This window comes from Paenibacillus sp. XP01, assembly GCF_057364885.1.
The window spans coordinates 2,155,551-2,171,426 of record NZ_CP139481.1; the positions used below are offsets into that span (position 1 = coordinate 2,155,551).

Sequence of the window (15,876 nt, forward strand, 5' to 3'; positions counted from 1 at the left end):
TACTGAAAAGACCGATGCAAGGAAGGGGGAAACTTACGGTGAAATTGCTGCAGGCGCTATTCTTTCCTCCGGAACAGCCCGGAGGTGTATCCTCTATGGTTCCCTATATGCAGGAGAGGTTCACTTCTCCAAGATGGGAGATGGACCTGTTTTCGCTGCCCAAACGGATTCGTAACAAGGGCGTGGAGGAAGTCCGGTTCGAAACGTTCGATTGGACGCAATACGGGGACAGTCCAATCGTGCAAAAATACATGCAAACCTACCGGGACTATCTGTGGTGGACCAAGCTGCGCATCCAGAAGTCCTATGATCTGATTCATGCTCATCACCCGATCGCCGGGCTTGCGATGAAAAAGGTTTTTCCGGAGGTGCCCCTTATTCAAACCATTCACTCCAGTTATGAGCGGGAGCTGATCCTGAACGGGCGCATTGAACCGGATGGACCGGAGCATCGTTTCCTGCTGTCGATCTATGGCGAACTGGAGCATCACGCGGACCGGCTGCTGACGGTATCGAATTCGTTCAGGTCGTATCTGGCACCTCTGCTCCGGAAACCCGAAGCGATCGGAGTGATTCCGAACGGATTTGACGAGAAACGCTTCAAGCCGATACCGCATGATAATGCGATTCCGCAGCTGGTTACGGTTTGCCGGCTCGTTCCGGCGAAGGGGCTGGATATTTTGTTCAAGGCATGTGCCGAGCTGAAGGAGCGCGGCCATGAATATGTTTTACATATTATCGGGGATGGCCCGATCCGGCCCGATCTGGAAGAACTGGCGCAGCGGCTCGGCATTTACAATGAGACCATATTTTACGGGTACACGCTGCATCCGGAGGAATTCATGCCGTTTTTCGATATTTTCGTACTCCCATCGCGTGCAGAGGCGTTCGGATCTGTGTTCGCCGAAGCGGCGCTCAGCTGTCTTGCGCTTGTGGGCACCGACGTGGGCGGGATTCCCGAGCAGATTGAGGATGGGAGCAATGGCCTGCTTGTGCCTGCCGAAGACCCGCTTGCGCTTGCCGAGGCATTGGAGAAAGTCATGCTTGATCCTGCTTATCGGTATGAGCTTGCCCGGTCAGCCTGTGCCAAGGCAAAGGCAGAGTACTCCTTGGGCCAATCCGTCAATAAGCTGAAAAAGCTATATTTGCAATTGGATCGCCGGACTTCCGGCATAGAAGATTGAATCGAAAGCGGGAGGCGATCCGCCGACTGAAAGCCGCCAATGAGCAAAGGAGCGAAATGCCGGGTCTGCTGCCCGTTTATTTCGCTCCTTTGCTTTTATTGATTCTTGCCGGTTTTGCGAAAGCTTCCCCAATGGTTCATGATCAATTTGGTTGCCCAGACCAGGGCGAGGCAGCCGAAGATCGGGTACAGAACGGAAAGCAATGAACTGAACCCCAGTTGGCTGAGCAGGTAACACAGCAACATGATCGTCAGGATAAGCAGTTTGGGCGGAACCTGGACATGCTGTTTAAGCTGGAGCGTCATGCCATAGATATCGGCAACGAACGTGCTGAAGATTTCCATAAAAATCAGAGACACGTAGATGGATTGCACAACCCATCCCAATTGAAAGGCAATGCTGCCCATCGGAATCTCGAATTGAGTAATTCCAGGCATATAGGCCGACATCGCAAAATGTGCTGCCATCAGCATGAAACCGACGCCAACGCCCCCTACAATGCCGCCCCACTTCAGTACGTTACGATCACGGATCTGACTGCCTAACGGCACGAGCACCGCCTGAGCCAGGGCAAGGTTAAATGACGAATACAGCAAGGGGGATAGCCAGACCCTAACCGGATTAGCATCCGTCGTCAGCGTAATGAACCGCGTGGCGGCTGGATGATGAATGGTGCTGACAATCATGAGCAACGACAACAGAAGCATCATGGGCACCACGATGCTGTTCATCTGCAGAATCGCTTGTATGCCTCGTCCAAGCAAAAGGTATGTACCGACCAGCGTAATGAGTAGTCCGGTTTGGTAATGCATCCCCAGATGCTCCACGAATACCGAGCCTGCGCCAGCAAGCATCACGCTGTTGACGCCAATGAGGACCAGGAGGGTAACCCAGGTAATCCATTTGCCTGCCTGCTGCCCGAACAAATGCTTGTTGAGATCCTCATAGGAGCGGGATTCGGTATCGTGGGCAATCAGCATCATTTTGGTGCCCAGCCAGACAAACAGTATGGTGGATAAACCGATGGTGATGGTGGCCCATTTGCCATACTGGGTGAAAAACTGCAATATTTCCTGTCCTGTCGCGAAGCCGGCGCCGACAACCGTTCCGATGTATGTGAATGCGATCTGCAGTACCCGGAAAGCCTGTTTCATGCGTTTCCCCTCTCAGGCACCAAATTAGTTTGGACATGCGGGTGCCATGGTACAAGGTATGCTTGACCCGAAAAAGTCATGACAAGCGCGTAGAGTCGACAACTTTTTCCTTCGTCATGAAGACTGGGGCGATTTCGCTTGAACTATGGGCAGGATGTATGATACTTTTACCTCATAGGATAGGCTGGGAGGTCAAAACATGGAAGTATTGAAACAACGGATTTTGGAAGAAGGCGTGGTTATTTCGGACCAGGTTCTGAAGCTGGACGCCCTGCTCAACCATCAGATCGATACGGAATTGACGATGGAAATGGGACGCGAATTTGCAGCACGTTTCCGCGAAAGCGGGGTAACCCGGATCATTACGGTTGAATCGTCGGGCATTCCGGTCGCTTTTGCCACAGCGCACGAACTTGGCGTGCCGCTCGTATTCGCAAGGCGCAAAAAAACGCTTTTGGCTGACCCAGACGCCTACTGTGAGCGCGTACCTTCCTTTACCAAAGGAATCGTAACCGATATAATGGTATCCCGCGAGTTCATCCGGGAAAATGATCGAATCCTGTTCATTGACGACATCATTGCCAATGGGGATGCCGCGCGCGGCATCATCAAAATTATAGAGCGTTCGGGGGCTGAGCTGGTCGGATTCGGAGTCGTGGTGGAAAAATGCTTTCAGGCCGGCGCACGCACCATTCGCGAGTTGGGCGTTCCGGTGGAAGCGTTGGTTCGGATCCGTTCCCTGGAGAACGGTACCGTGCAGTTTGACGATTCGGAATGTTGACCATTCGAAGGAAAGACTCATTTTTTCTTAACTATACCTTTGCATGACCGTGCATTTGTTTTATAATGGGGTTATGTTAGGGAGAGGAGGCAACACCATGGGAAACCAACCGGCAACAGAACAGTTTTTTATGGATAAGCTGGCTGAATCAAAAGTTCATTTTGAACGTGCCCTGGATTGTAAACATACGGAATTTGATGACCTTTATCCCTATATGATTGAACATCCGCAGTTTTTCTGGTACAAACGCTACGTTGCCTGGTCAGAGCTGCTGACGATCGTGGGCTTGTGCGAAGAGTTGTCCTTCTCTTGGAAAGAACAATTTACGCCGCATCAAGTGGAGTACCTGGAATCACGCGTGATGTCCGCCAAGGTGCTTGATTTCTGGTTTGAGAAGAACGACAGCAAAGAGCACGCTCAGCGATAATTTTCAGTAGGGAACCACTTAGGAATGACACGGCAGCAGTCACGCGAGACCTAAATGAATTTCATTTAGGTCTCTTTTTGTAGCACGTTGCCGTTTAGCACAGATACAGACCATCATTTTATAGAAAGTCGAGGCCATGAATCATGATTAGCGATGAAGAATTGAATGCGCTCCGCTTGTCGGGAGAAAAAGTGAGGGTAGTGCGCGACGAGTTGGAATCCAACGACGTGAAAGGCATTGTCGTTGCGTGGGACGATGAGCAGGTGCTCATTCGCCGTCAAAATCGGCGAGTGGTCAAGCTGGATCGCCGTTACAGCTTCCAACGTTTCAGCGAACCCCGTCGAAGCCAGCTGAAGGAGTAGCGGTCTGCCATCAGGATTATTCCTGAGGTTAACTGGATTTACCATGGACGTTTGGGCATAGTTGTCTGCTCCGGGAGACAGGATAAGGTCGGTGAGTGACTGGAACCTATCTGTGAGGGGATGATTGCAACATGACACTGATGAACGATAAAGTCCATGCGTACAAGGATCAGATTGGCGAATTGGAGAGTTTGCTTCCCGGTGTGGTCAAGTCTTATCACGAATTTACGGGGGAGTGTTTTCAGCCAGGCGCAATCGACGCCAAAACGAAACAATTAATCGCGCTGGGCATTGGATTGTTTGCCAATAATGAAGTGTGCACGCTCTACCACGTGCAGGAGGCCCGTGCCAAGGGAGCATCCGATCAGGAAATCCTAGAGGCCGTTGCCGTCGCCGGAGCCGTTGGAGGCGGACACGCCCTGTCTCAGGGGGCTCTTAGGGTTCAGAAGGCGCTGCATTAATCCGATAAGCCCATATTTGCACCAAAAAAACCAGACAAGGCTCGAGCCCTGTCTGGTTTTTTTGGCATTCTTGGTTAGAGTACAATGTTTCTCAAGTGATCTGGATGAACAAGTGCGGTATCGTTTAAATTTTTCCAAGCATTTTGTTATACATGAATTCGCCGGTTACGCGGCGTGCAGTGACGTAGCGGTCGCTGAAATAAGGATTGGACAATTTGGTGATGCTGACGCCTTTGCTGCTTGAAGCATGAGCGAAATTGCCTCCACCGATATACACGCCTGTATGAGAGATGCCTTTTCCAGTGGTGTTGAAAAATACAAGGTCGCCTGTGCGAAGGTTGGCTTTGGAAACAGCGGTGCCAGCCTTGGCTTGTGCCTGCGAGGTACGCGGCAGTTCGATGCTGTATTTGTTGAACAGGTATCTCATAAATCCGGAACAATCGAAGCCGGCCATTGTTGTGCCGCCCCACTTGTACGGAATGCCAGTCATGCTGTTGACTACGGTATTGATGCTGCTTGCTTCGGTTGCTGTTGCACCGGAAGTAAATAAAACGGCTGCGCCGAATAAGGACAGGATAAGCTTTTTCAAAATGTTATGTTCTCCCTTCGATGCCTACGGAGTTAGCTAAGGGTTCGGTAGAAGGTTCCCTATATTTCCTATGTATCGGAATAATTCACCCGGTATGGTTCCCCCGTTTTCACTAATGAAACTCGGCACATGAATAATGAATATTTTGTAACCATTTGAAATGATATTGCATAAATACGAAATTGTCAAATCGTTCTGAAACGGTTATCTGCACCGCCATGTTAACGGAATTCTCATTTTTTATGCTCAAATTGCGAAAAAGCTGTCGTTTTTCGGTTACAAAAAAGTAACCACCGTTTCAACAGCTAATGGAATGGACAAATAAATAGTTTGTCGCCTGACTACAGCATCCATTTCCTTTTGCGTCATTTTGCTGTTCATCATGGCTGTTAATGTGTTGACAGAGTTTCGGTTTCTATGATATATTCTTCCTTGTCGCCGTGATATTTCCGGAGATATACCACATATGCGGTCGTGGCGGAATTGGCAGACGCGCACGGTTCAGGTCCGTGTGGGCTAACCCCCCGTGGAGGTTCGAGTCCTCTCGACCGCATCAATACAACCATAAGAAAGCTCTTGAATTTCCTTATTTGGAGATTCAGGAGCTTTTTTCATCTTTAGGAACGCCTGTGTAACGCGGTCACGCTGTACCGGGGTGCCATTAGCCATCATTTCGTCCAGTGCGGCGGGAAAGATTTGCCGCGAGACGCTGTATTTGTCCTGAATCCAGCCATACTTTTCACGGAACGGATGTAATTGTCATCTTGATTATGTTCATAATGGAAAAAATAACCTCGGATACCCCCTAGATTTCAAGACACAATGTACATAAAGGGGTGAACCGTTATGAAGAAAAAAGGGATTCGAATGTGGCCTGTGATCCTTATATCGATCATGCTGATCGGATGCCAGAACTCGAAACCCAAAGAACAGGATTTGATGCGAATAAATTCCGCCAGTGGAGAAAATGCGAAGAAAGTCATTTTCCTGATGGTAGACTCTTTGATGGTTCAGGCGATTGACCAAGGAATCGGCAAGCAGGAGCTTCCGACATTAAAATTTCTGATCGAACACGGACAATATTATAAAAACCTGGTCAGTTCCTTTCCCACGATGTCCGTCACGATCGACAGCTCATTGCTTACCGGTGCGTATCCGGACATTCACCGTGTGCCGGGTCTGACGTGGTACTCTGCGGAAACCAAGAGAATGATCAACTATGGAACCGGACCGATGGAAGTGCTCAGGCTCGGAGTGAATCGGGTACTTGCTGATGCGCTGATCCATTTGAACGGGAGTCATTTGAGCAAGAATTTGCCTACGATCTATGAGGACTTAGCCCGGCAAGGGTTTAAGTCTGGTTCGATCAACGGCCTGATTTACAGGGGGGCGTCCGATCATAAGTTGTCGATACCCGATTGGATTCAAGGTCCTGCTTCTTTACCGAAAGAGATTCATGTGAAAGGGCCGGACCTGTTGTCCCTGGGTTCGTTGTCTAATCCGTTTCAGGGGATAAAAAACTTGCCGGACGGTGTAACGAATCGGTTGGGCATCCATAATGACTTCGCTATTGAAGCCGTAAAATATTTGATTCACTCCAATACATTGCCGGATTTTTTGTTTGTTTATTTGCCGGACTTGGACCGGGAGTTACATAAAAAAGGTCCCACTGGACTTCGTGGAGTCAAAAAGTTGGATCAGCAGCTTCAATCTGTATTGGAAACATTCGGTTCTCCGGAGAAAGCCTTGAAAGAGGCCGTTTTTGTCATTGCAGGCGACAGCGGAATGACACAGATTTTGCCTGCCAAGCAAAATCCGGTCATTGATTTGCCTTCTTTGCTCGGAGACGCCACCATTTTGCGTCCGGGTGAAGCCGTATCGGAAGATACGGATATCGTGCTCGCCGTCAATGAAACGATGGCCTATGTATATTCATTGAAAGCGGATCGATCCCTGAGAGACACGGCAAATGTATTGAAGAGCGATCCGCGCATCGATTTCGTTTCCTGGAAAGACCAGGAATGGATATACGCCATTCAGGGGGCAACAGGCAAACAGATCAAATTTAAAGCAGGCGGCAATCTAACTGATCCATACAACCAATCATGGACGGTCGAACAGGATCAAGAGGTGCTGGATTTAAGCATAAACACGGCCACACATTCATTGAATTACGATCAATATCCCGATGTTCTGAAACGTTTGTCAAGCGCGCTCCGTTCACACCAAGGCGAATTTTTGGTTGTCACGGCAAAACCGGGATATGAATTGACAGGAGGCAGTTCACCTGCGCATAAGGGCGGAGGCGGTCATGGTTCCATTCGCAAAATGGAATCGCTTGTTCCCTTGATTATCAGCGGAACAGACCAAAAGCCGGAACACTTGCGAATGGTCGACTTAAAAGCTTATTTGCTTAATCTCGTAACAAAGAATGCCCAGAAAAGCAATAGGTGAAAAGAGAAGGCGTTTCAAATGCCCTCTTTCATTATTGGTGACCGTGTTGATAAACAAACTCTTTGATGAATTCGTTCAAGGTATCCGCAGATTTTGTAGGGATCTTTGCAGATTTCATGCATTGATCATGAGACCACCGGTATATTTTTATACCGGTGGTTGTTTTGTGTTTATTGCTGCTGTACCTAGAACATTTTTCGAACAGGCGACATCATTGGACGCCAGTCAATGCTGTTTTATCTTAGCCGCCGTGTAACCCCATAGGTAGCCAATCCAACTCCTACAGCCAATAACGACATTAGGATTCCCCGATTATTTAGGAGTCGCGTCCATTGCATGCCATTTCACCACCTTTTTGAATGGTTATTCTTATCCGAATAACGGTCTTTATTTTTCGTACAGTCCGATCTCTTCATTCATGGGAATGTAACCTTTGACTTCCTGTAACTTCAATTTGGAGTTTGTTGTTCAATAAAAATAGGTTGACCCCGTAATTAATACACGGTATCTTAGTCTTTGTTGCAGGTTCGAGTCCTCTCGACCGCATCCACAAATCATAAGCAAAACTCCAGAGAAACTCTGGAGTTTTTTCATAATATAAGTAGAGGCGGGGAAGCGCATATGACCAATCATAGAATTGAAGCTTTGAGCCAGGAAACTCTGGGGAGCTTTTTAGCATATTGCAGGAAGCACCGTAATGAAGTGGATGATTCGTTTTTATACGAAGAGGACTTGCGCGACTTTGCCATCCATGAAGACAATCCGACCTATATTGCCCTGGATTCGGCGGAGGAAGTGGTTGGCGCAGTTTCGCTCATTAAAGATGCTTATCACCGCAAAGGGCGGCGTGGGCGGTTCCGCATTTTTCACGCCGAAGTGAGTGATCTCACTCTACACGGCCGATTGTTGAAGTCGATTATACAGCATGGGAAAGGGCTGGATTACCTGTTTGTTTTTGTGCCAACCGTACATCACGAATTTATGGAAACGTTGAAAAAGCTGGATTTCAAGCTGGAGCGATATGCCTTTATTCTGGTACATCATCAGCTCGAAAAGCCGGCTTTCGAGGTACCTGACGGATATCGATTGGAAGCTTTCCGTACGGGATTGGATGAAGAGGCATGGGCAGAGATCCGAAACGCGGGTTTCGCCAAGCTGAAAGGAAATGAAACACCGGTAACACCGGACATGGTAACCAAAATGGTTGCGGAGGAGGATTACCTTGAGGGCGGGATGCTGATGCTGTATCATGGGGACCGGCCTGTTGGAATCGTGCGGGGTTCGGACGATGAATTCCAAGGAGCATCGATCATGAACATCGGGCCGGTTGCGCTTGTTCCTGAATACCAAGGAAAAGGGCTGGGGAGAATTCTCCTTAGAGCGGCAATGGCGTTCGCGGTTGAACAAGGGTACTCTCAAGCGATCCTGTGCGTCAATGCCGAGAATGAACGAGCCAAGAACCTCTACCTTCAGGAAGGCTTTCAGCAAGTGGAAGCTGCCGCCAATTTAAGGTATGATCTCACTAAATGACGGATAAGCTGCGGGATATCCGCTCTTGAATCTTTGTTCATTGCTGGGGCGCTAACATAGTGATTCGTCCTTGTATCAGCATAAATATGACGTGACAGGCTTGCGTTCCAGCGATATTGGCAAGCCTGTTTGACGTGCAATTTTTTACCGGAAAGACTGGGTCAGCAGCGTACATATTCACTCCTCCAATATGAAACAATGAGTACACGGACATAAGGAGGGGGTTATGATGAAAAAGCAAGATGTAGGCCAACAAGCGCGAAAAGGCAAAAACAGGGCCGTAAAAGTGATCATGGCCGGTGCGATGGTGCTAATGCTGCTGCAGGGCTCCGCCGGGGCATTTGGAGCTGCGGCAGGTCGCTCCGACTTGATTGAACATGCCAATGCTGGATGGAACATGCAGAAGCCAGCCGGCAAGGATGGTTCAGGCATTGAATCCTCTGAACCGCATAAGCGGCTTGCCATTATTATCGACGACGCAGGCAACGACATGAAGGGCACGGCGGAAATATTGGCTGTGCCTGCGAAGCTGACGGTGGCGGTCATGCCTTTTTTGCCGACAACGAAAAAGGACGCGGTCGCTGCGCATGAAAAGGGCATGGACGTCATTGTCCATATGCCCATGGAACCGAAAAAGGGAAGACCTGAATGGCTCGGTCCGGGCGCCATCACGTCAGGACTAAGCGATGAGGAGGTCCGGGAGCGGGTAGAAAGAGCAATCGATGACGTTCCTTATGCCATCGGCATGAACAATCATATGGGCTCCAAAATCACTTCAGACAAACGCATTATGTCCGTCGTACTGGATGTGTGCCGGGAGCGAGGGCTGTTTTTTGTGGACAGCCGCACCAATTTCCGCTCGATCGTCGGCGAACTGGCCGTCCAGAAAAACATGCCTCCCATCGGCAATGACATATTTCTGGATGACCGCAATACGCAGCAGCACATCCGTAAACAGATGGACGCTGCCGTGAAACATACGCTCGATAAAACCAATTGCGTGGTGATCGGTCATGTCGGCCATACCGGATTGAACACATCCGCCGTCGTTCATGAGGCGATGATACGCTACAAAGGACAGGTTGAATTCGTCGGTATTGGCGATTTGGCCCGGGAAGTATGGAGTTGGAACGCTTTTCCTACACAGCCGATAGATAAAAAATAATGCCGTCAGCGATAGCCTCTGCGATCCGCTTCTGTCCTTCGGAATCGTTGATCATGGTCAGATCCTTCGCATTGCTCAAAAATCCTGTCTCGACGATAACGGCGGGCTGTTTTACCTGGTTAAGCAAATAAAACGGTTTGCCCCATTCTACGCCATGCCGGGTTCCGTACAAGTCATTGAGGCGGCTTTGAATGGCTTCGGCCAGCAAATAACTGCGGCCTTCCTTTTGGTGCAAGACGACGGGACCGCGGATGGCCGCTTTTTTGCTCCAGTTGGCATGGATGCTGACCACAATGTCGGTACTGACTTCCTCGCTCAAGCTTTTCCGTTGGGCCAGGTCGCGATGGTGCCTGGAACGGCTGTTCAGCCAACGATTATCATCGCTGAGCGCATAATCGCCGAGCCGGTTAATGATTACCGCGTATCCTTTGCTGCGCAGAAGCAGATAAAGTTTCTGGCTGATGGCAAGGTTGATGTCTTTTTCCAAAACGCCTTTCGCACTTGTACCGCCATCAATTCCGCCATGGCCCACATCGAGTAAAATCACCGGTGTGGCAAATGCGTGGTGGGAGGAGCGATAAGCATCCCCGTCCATGAGAGGCAAAAGGGAAGGACTTTCGCTTTGTTTTTCGGTAGATGGTGAAGAAACGGATTCACGCTGGATTCCTGCACTTGCAAAGGCAGTGGAATGGGATAGTGTGGAAAGGCCGATGAGCAGTGCCATCGTCGCGGATAACAGCTTTAACATGTTAACGCACACTCCTTATCTAAATAGGCACCTCACGCATGAACTGGATGCAGTGGAACCCTTTGACATTAGGCTGTGCATTCTGACGCTTTTCATACTTTGCGAGCCGGAAAAATGTTTACCTGCCGGATGTCCTGCGCACACTATAACTAACCGGCGGCGATCCGCCGGTAGAATAGTGAGGAGGCGAAAGAATGGCTAAGAGCGATGAGTTGGTGAAGTACATTACGCAGCGTGTGGTCCATTATATGGAAACCCCGCGGGAGGAACGAAAGGGACAGCGCAAAACGAAGGAACCGTGGGCGGTTAAATGGTTCGGCATGCTTCCCTACGGCCTATCCATGTGGGTCAGAAGAAAGGACCGTAAATAAGTGGTCGGCGGGCAGCTCTGGCTTCACTTAGATCGTACAAAGAAAGACAAAAAGACGCTTTCCTAGAGTGAGTCTGAGGAATGCGTCTTATTTGTTGTGGATGGGTCGGCAATGTTAACGACATTATGCTGCACCTGAATTTGAATGAATTTCCGGTGCATGATGCGGGTTGTGACGACCGCGGTTTGCCGGCCTTTTTTGAAAAAATAACCCGAACCTTCCTGTCCGGTATACGTCCAGCCTTGTTGGCTCATGCGCTCCTGGAACAGTTGAGTGGTACGCTGTAAGTTGTTCCGGGTCAGAAACAGTCCGTGGCCTTGTTCGTTCGTTCCAAGTGCGCCAATGTCCAGGTTGGTTGAATTCAGTGTCTGCATCAACCGGACTTGGGGGACACCTACGTTTTGAATATACGTAACCATCCAAAAAAATCCCGCGGCAAAACATACGATTACGCCAATGCCAACACCGAAGCCCCACCTCTTCATGAATCATGCCCTCCATATCGATAGAAATACTGGATATAATGACCAATTGTATCATTGATGATGCACGGAGGCGAGGGGATCGAACACGTAAAAATGTCCGTCATGGATCAAGGTTTGCAAGGGCACCCTTCGTTGAAGGGTCGAACTGCCGCCTATGGCAGCATACGCAATCTTCATCCCGTCCGACAATGATGTCCAGACTTGAATGCCGCCGACCGGCAGTGGGCCGCCATAATACATGTTGCGTTCGCCAGCCGAGAATACGATGGATTGGCCTTGACCCCATAGTTTGAACAGATCGTCAGTTCCCTTCACAGGAATCGCAGGCGAGGTGATCCATGACAATTGTTCAACCGGATCGTACAAGGGGACAGCATGCAGCTGGTCAACCGTAAACGTTGATGCATCCAGGACGTGGGGGTCAGGTGAAGATACGATCTGCTGCTTTTCCTTAAACGAAAGGCTCCAAAAGGAATGGGGATCGCCGGCGGCGAGCCGTTGTTCCGCGGCCTGCACAACTTCGAACGGAAGCAGATCACCTCCTGCAGCGTCGATATATAAAGAATCTCCGTTTTTTTGCTTCACGGACCAGTAGGCCAGCATAGGCGGCATGTAGCGAAGCTCGATTGACCCGCCGCCTGCCGTGACCACCTGCGGATCGAGCTGTTGCCTCCGCAGAGCCTTTTTCAGCAAAGTGAAACTGTACAGCGGCTCTTTGCCTTCGCCATATTCGCTTAGAACCAGGTCCCCCTGTTCGCTGGCAACGATGATCATATATCCTAGAGCCGCATCGTCCACATAAGCATGAACCAACCAGCCGTGTGTCCCCGGCCCCAGGGGAAAGAAACGCAGCTCTGCACGACCCCATATATGGGATGATTCGGGTGATCCGGCTCCGAGCACCCGTGCCTGATCACGGGCAAACTGCTGCACGGATTCGGGCGCTTGTACAGAAGAAGGGAGCGTAAATTCGGGATTAGCCGCAGAGGCAGCATATGCCGAGGACTCCCGCTGTTGCTGCCGTTCCGCGCCTTCTGCATACATCGGGAGGGATGACACGAACAGACCGGTCAGGCTTATTCCCAATCCGATCAGAAACCCGTGGAGTATGCGCGGCCTGCAGAGAAGCTTGTTCAATGGACTCACACCTTCTTTTTCGGTTCGATTCGATTCCAGTTCCTATTCTAGGGGACAGGCCGTGCAAAGGGTGCTGCAACCTGTCGTCAGGCGGCTCAGGAATAAACACTACTTTTGCCGTCATTTGCTGGAAAAGTAGCATCCACGTCTATCTTAAATGAAACATGCCGCAACTGATTGCCGTAACCTTCACTTTGGGCTCATACTGCCAGATCATTTCGGTTCGACGTGTTTCATACTGCTGTTTCAGGGCTTCGCGCGCCAATGCGGCTTGCTCTACCTTGTCTTCGTCAGGGGAAGCATCCTTCGCTTCGGCACGTTTGGACGTTGTCGTTTCGCCTTCCTCTTCGTTGAAAACAGCTTCGTAATAGGCATCCAGCACGGACAGCTCCAATTCCAGACGCTGCTTCGCTTGTTCGGCCCAGCTGTAATCCAGCAGCATCAGCTGGTTGGTCAGATGGGTTTCCAGCGCGTCTCCGGCGGCGGCCAGCGACATTTTGGCCGTTTGGACGTGCATGTTTTCGGCCAGCCGCGGGCTGAGGACGCGCCGGTTAAGCTTGGAGCCGAATCGTTCGACGATTTCGCCGGACCGTAAGGAAATGCCGAGGAAATGCAGTTCTTCCCGCTTCAGGTCGCAGGCAAATTCCACCTTGAAGCAGACGCCGAGCCAGGGCTCGTACAGGGATGGGGCAGAAGCGTTCAGCTGCCGCTTGGCAGGCTGCTCGAACAAATTGACATAGGAGCCGCCTTCGCGGGCAGCGCCGAAAATCTGCTGCAACCGCCGGCTGCCGTACACGACATCCTCGCGCAGGATGCGCCCTGGTCCGAGCTGCGGAAGGGCAGGAGCAATGCCGAAATACCGGCCCAAAATGCTTTCCTTTGCTTCACCGCCTGCTGCAGGTGAATTGGGCGCCTGCGAGGCGGCGGAAGCCGCTTCTGCTGCTTCAAGGGAGCGTTGATAGGCTTCGGGATCGAAAACGAAGGTGAACGACATCGTTTCGGCCGGAGCGCCGGTGCGTTCCACAAACCCCCAGTAATAAGGGCGATTCGTCAGGGCTTTGTCTGCCTCCGGAGAAAGCTTGACCGTAACATGGGCCGGGGATTTTTCCAAAATGTCGCAATCCGTTGCTTCCAGATAGGTCAGCACGTAAGCCTGCACTTCGTTTGGCGCCATGCTCATCGTGATCTTCCTCCTTCCCGTAATTCCCGCTCGGGCACTTCACTCTGTACTTCGCGCTGAATGGAATGGAGCGATTGGCCGAGGGAATCCATTTTGCGCCGGATATCGTCTTCGTTTTGGGATTCCAGCATGATTTTGTACAGGCTTTTTTCGATGGATTCTTTCTTTTCCAGCCGTTCCAGAATAACGTCCAGGCCGCCAATAACCATTTCGAACATGTTGATTTTTTCATGAAGCAGGTTCAGGATATGCTCCTCAATGGTGCCTGTCGTCGAAAGGTTATAGATATTGACGTCGTTCTGCTGCCCGAGCCGATGTACACGCCCGATTCGCTGCTCGACCCGCATCGGATTCCATGGAAGATCGAAATTGATCATATGGTGGCAGAACTGCAGGTTGATGCCCTCGCCGCCCGCTTCCGTGGCAATCATGGCTTGCACGCGACCGCGGAAGAGGTCCATCATCCAATCTTTTTTGCCCCGGTTCATACCGCCGCGGTAGGGAACTGCCGTCAGCCCGTTATTGCGGAAATAGTTCAGCAGGTATTCCTGCGTGGCCCGGTATTCCGTGAAGATGATCACTTTTTCGTTCATGCCGCGAATGAGTTCCATCGTTTTTTCCGCTTTGGAATTGGCCTTAATGGCTTTGATGTGGGCAACGAGCTCCCAGATCTTGTCCCGCAGCGGAGAATCCAGCGGAAGCTTTTTGGCCAGGTTGACCAGGGTGACAAAGACGGCATCGCGGCTGCTGCATACTTCACGCTGCAGCGTGACCAGTGACAGCATGCTGTTTAAGTTGCCGCCGGCCTCCTGGTATTGATCCTTCACGAAGGCCGTAACCGCATCATAAAGAGCCTGTTCGTCTGGTGACAGCTGCAGGTTCACGTTGGATACATTGCGTTTCGTGAACTGAACGGGGCCTTCACCGCGCCGATTGCGGATCATGACCTTGGACAGCTCGTCCTTGAGCTGCTCCTGATTTTTCGGTATACGTTTGTCGACGACGAAGTTGGCGGCAAAATCGCCTTGCTTGCCGAGCTGCCCGGGCTTCAGCAGGTTGATGAGGTTAAACAACTCGCCCATGTCGTTTTGCACCGGGGTAGCGGTAAGCAGCAGGCAGTACTTTTTTCGCATTTTGAGCATGAATTGATAGTTCGTCGTTTTTTTGTTTTTGAGCTTGTGGGCCTCGTCGACAATGATCATGTCGTAGTCCGTGCCCAGCAAAATATCCTTATGCGGATCGCGTTTGGCCGTATCCATGGAGGCAACGACGACTTCGGATTGCCAGGAGTAGGCTTTTTTCTGCGCGACTGCGGGAATGCCGAACTTGGAATTCAGCTCTCGCACCCACTGCAGGACAAGGGATGCGGGCACGAGAATAAGCACTTTGGAGACGAGTCCACGGATCATGTATTCTTTGAGGATCAGCCCGGCCTCGATCGTTTTGCCCAGACCTACCTCGTCGGCAAGAATGGCACGGCCCGACATTTCAAAGAGTACCTTGCGGGCAGTATCCAGTTGATGGGGGAGCGGAGTAAGCCCTTGCAGATGTTTCAGGCACTGGATTTCGTCAAAATTGGGAATGAGATTCGTTTCTTCGGCTTGATTGGCCAGTTGAAAGAGCCGGTAATCGCCCCAGGGACCGCCTTTGTCAAGCCGGGATTCGAGCTGGTTCAACCAGGTGCGGTCCAATTCCAGCGGAACGGGCAATTTCGGTGGTGCAGGTTGATTGTTCTGCGGTTGTTTCCGGTTCATGTTGCATCCTCCCTGCCATGGTTCATGACGTAGTATTCGTAGGTTATAGTATGGACGAACGGGAAGCAGTTCATAACCATATGCGTAATGTACG

At 50.7% G+C, this 15,876-nt stretch carries 16 protein-coding genes, 1 tRNA gene and 1 riboswitch; of the genes, 10 read left to right on the forward strand and 7 right to left on the reverse strand.

Features of this window, described 5'->3' with window-relative positions:
• The first annotated feature begins 38 nt into the window (after positions 1-38).
• Positions 39-1,184: a glycosyltransferase family 4 protein gene (locus tag SNR34_RS10045; RefSeq protein ID WP_486181803.1), complete on the forward strand. Its 1,146-nt coding sequence runs from the start codon at positions 39-41 to the stop codon at positions 1,182-1,184.
• 95 nt (positions 1,185-1,279) lie between these two features.
• Here SNR34_RS10045 and SNR34_RS10050 read toward each other — a convergent pair whose 3' ends face one another.
• Positions 1,280-2,338, reverse strand: coding sequence for a YkvI family membrane protein (locus tag SNR34_RS10050; RefSeq protein ID WP_486181804.1), 1,059 nt, complete (start codon positions 2,336-2,338; stop codon positions 1,280-1,282).
• A 199-nt stretch (positions 2,339-2,537) separates the two neighbouring features.
• Between SNR34_RS10050 and SNR34_RS10055 the strand changes: the two genes are divergently transcribed.
• The 4 genes from SNR34_RS10055 to SNR34_RS10070 all read left to right on the forward strand — a co-directional run bounded on the left by SNR34_RS10055 (position 2,538) and on the right by SNR34_RS10070 (position 4,369).
• Positions 2,538-3,119 (forward strand): xanthine phosphoribosyltransferase, encoded by a 582-nt coding sequence (locus SNR34_RS10055; RefSeq protein ID WP_236418029.1) that lies wholly within the window; start codon positions 2,538-2,540, stop codon positions 3,117-3,119.
• Positions 3,120-3,216: 97 nt separating this feature from the next.
• Positions 3,217-3,546 (forward strand): hypothetical protein, encoded by a 330-nt coding sequence (locus SNR34_RS10060; RefSeq protein ID WP_236418028.1) that lies wholly within the window; start codon positions 3,217-3,219, stop codon positions 3,544-3,546.
• 143 nt (positions 3,547-3,689) lie between these two features.
• On the forward strand, positions 3,690-3,908 hold the full coding sequence (locus SNR34_RS10065; RefSeq protein WP_486181805.1) for a hypothetical protein: 219 nt from the start codon (positions 3,690-3,692) through the stop codon (positions 3,906-3,908).
• A 131-nt stretch (positions 3,909-4,039) separates the two neighbouring features.
• Positions 4,040-4,369 (forward strand): carboxymuconolactone decarboxylase family protein, encoded by a 330-nt coding sequence (locus SNR34_RS10070; RefSeq protein WP_486181806.1) that lies wholly within the window; start codon positions 4,040-4,042, stop codon positions 4,367-4,369.
• 124 nt (positions 4,370-4,493) lie between these two features.
• Here SNR34_RS10070 and SNR34_RS10075 read toward each other — a convergent pair whose 3' ends face one another.
• Positions 4,494-4,958: a C40 family peptidase gene (locus SNR34_RS10075; RefSeq protein ID WP_236418023.1), complete on the reverse strand. Its 465-nt coding sequence runs from the start codon at positions 4,956-4,958 to the stop codon at positions 4,494-4,496.
• Positions 4,959-4,964: 6 nt separating this feature from the next.
• Positions 4,965-5,096, reverse strand: a riboswitch (cyclic di-AMP (ydaO/yuaA leader).
• Between the two features lie 330 nt (positions 5,097-5,426).
• Between SNR34_RS10075 and SNR34_RS10080 the strand changes: the two genes are divergently transcribed.
• The 4 genes from SNR34_RS10080 (at position 5,427) to SNR34_RS10095 (ending at position 10,107) form a co-directional block, all read left to right on the forward strand.
• Positions 5,427-5,511, forward strand: a tRNA-Leu gene (locus SNR34_RS10080).
• Positions 5,512-5,804: 293 nt separating this feature from the next.
• Complete coding sequence (locus SNR34_RS10085; protein WP_486181807.1) at positions 5,805-7,412, forward strand: alkaline phosphatase family protein; 1,608 nt, start codon at positions 5,805-5,807, stop codon at positions 7,410-7,412.
• Between the two features lie 702 nt (positions 7,413-8,114).
• Positions 8,115-8,942: a GNAT family N-acetyltransferase gene (locus tag SNR34_RS10090; protein ID WP_486181808.1), complete on the forward strand. Its 828-nt coding sequence runs from the start codon at positions 8,115-8,117 to the stop codon at positions 8,940-8,942.
• A gap of 229 nt (positions 8,943-9,171) precedes the next feature.
• Complete coding sequence (locus SNR34_RS10095) at positions 9,172-10,107, forward strand: divergent polysaccharide deacetylase family protein (protein ID WP_486181809.1); 936 nt, start codon at positions 9,172-9,174, stop codon at positions 10,105-10,107.
• Here the strand turns inward: SNR34_RS10095 and SNR34_RS10100 are convergent.
• Complete coding sequence (locus SNR34_RS10100; protein ID WP_236418015.1) at positions 10,082-10,855, reverse strand: N-acetylmuramoyl-L-alanine amidase family protein; 774 nt, start codon at positions 10,853-10,855, stop codon at positions 10,082-10,084. The genes SNR34_RS10095 and SNR34_RS10100 overlap by 26 nt on opposite strands.
• Positions 10,856-11,049: 194 nt before the next feature.
• Here SNR34_RS10100 and SNR34_RS10105 point away from each other — a divergent pair, with 194 nt between their 5' ends.
• On the forward strand, positions 11,050-11,226 hold the full coding sequence (locus SNR34_RS10105) for a YqzE family protein (RefSeq protein ID WP_236418013.1): 177 nt from the start codon (positions 11,050-11,052) through the stop codon (positions 11,224-11,226).
• A gap of 62 nt (positions 11,227-11,288) precedes the next feature.
• Here the strand turns inward: SNR34_RS10105 and SNR34_RS10110 are convergent, their stop codons facing one another.
• From SNR34_RS10110 to SNR34_RS10125, 4 genes are all read right to left on the reverse strand, one after another.
• Positions 11,289-11,711 (reverse strand): hypothetical protein, encoded by a 423-nt coding sequence (locus SNR34_RS10110; protein WP_486181810.1) that lies wholly within the window; start codon positions 11,709-11,711, stop codon positions 11,289-11,291.
• A 51-nt stretch (positions 11,712-11,762) separates the two neighbouring features.
• Positions 11,763-12,848: a hypothetical protein gene (locus tag SNR34_RS10115; protein WP_486181811.1), complete on the reverse strand. Its 1,086-nt coding sequence runs from the start codon at positions 12,846-12,848 to the stop codon at positions 11,763-11,765.
• 148 nt (positions 12,849-12,996) lie between these two features.
• A complete protein-coding gene (locus tag SNR34_RS10120) occupies positions 12,997-14,028 on the reverse strand; it encodes a YqhG family protein (protein ID WP_339277305.1) in 1,032 nt (343 codons plus the stop codon).
• Positions 14,025-15,782, reverse strand: a complete 1,758-nt coding sequence (locus SNR34_RS10125; protein ID WP_236418003.1) for a DEAD/DEAH box helicase — start codon at positions 15,780-15,782, stop codon at positions 14,025-14,027. The genes SNR34_RS10120 and SNR34_RS10125 overlap by 4 nt, the downstream gene beginning before the upstream one ends.
• Positions 15,783-15,876: the final 94 nt, after the last annotated feature.

Bases quoted from the DNA above. Each gene is read 5' to 3' on its own strand.
- SNR34_RS10050 (WP_486181804.1), bottom strand. From the start codon at position 2,338: ATGAAACAGGCTTTCCGGGTACTGCAGATCGCATTCACATACATCGGA.
- SNR34_RS10055 (WP_236418029.1), top strand. From the start codon at position 2,538: ATGGAAGTATTGAAACAACGGATTTTGGAAGAAGGCGTGGTTATTTCG.
- SNR34_RS10060 (WP_236418028.1), top strand. From the start codon at position 3,217: ATGGGAAACCAACCGGCAACAGAACAGTTTTTTATGGATAAGCTGGCT.
- SNR34_RS10065 (WP_486181805.1), top strand. From the start codon at position 3,690: ATGATTAGCGATGAAGAATTGAATGCGCTCCGCTTGTCGGGAGAAAAA.
- SNR34_RS10070 (WP_486181806.1), top strand. From the start codon at position 4,040: ATGACACTGATGAACGATAAAGTCCATGCGTACAAGGATCAGATTGGC.
- SNR34_RS10085 (WP_486181807.1), top strand. From the start codon at position 5,805: ATGAAGAAAAAAGGGATTCGAATGTGGCCTGTGATCCTTATATCGATC.
- SNR34_RS10095 (WP_486181809.1), top strand. From the start codon at position 9,172: ATGAAAAAGCAAGATGTAGGCCAACAAGCGCGAAAAGGCAAAAACAGG.
- SNR34_RS10100 (WP_236418015.1), bottom strand. From the start codon at position 10,855: ATGTTAAAGCTGTTATCCGCGACGATGGCACTGCTCATCGGCCTTTCC.
- SNR34_RS10105 (WP_236418013.1), top strand. From the start codon at position 11,050: ATGGCTAAGAGCGATGAGTTGGTGAAGTACATTACGCAGCGTGTGGTC.
- SNR34_RS10110 (WP_486181810.1), bottom strand. From the start codon at position 11,711: ATGAAGAGGTGGGGCTTCGGTGTTGGCATTGGCGTAATCGTATGTTTT.
- SNR34_RS10120 (WP_339277305.1), bottom strand. From the start codon at position 14,028: ATGAGCATGGCGCCAAACGAAGTGCAGGCTTACGTGCTGACCTATCTG.
- SNR34_RS10125 (WP_236418003.1), bottom strand. From the start codon at position 15,782: ATGAACCGGAAACAACCGCAGAACAATCAACCTGCACCACCGAAATTG.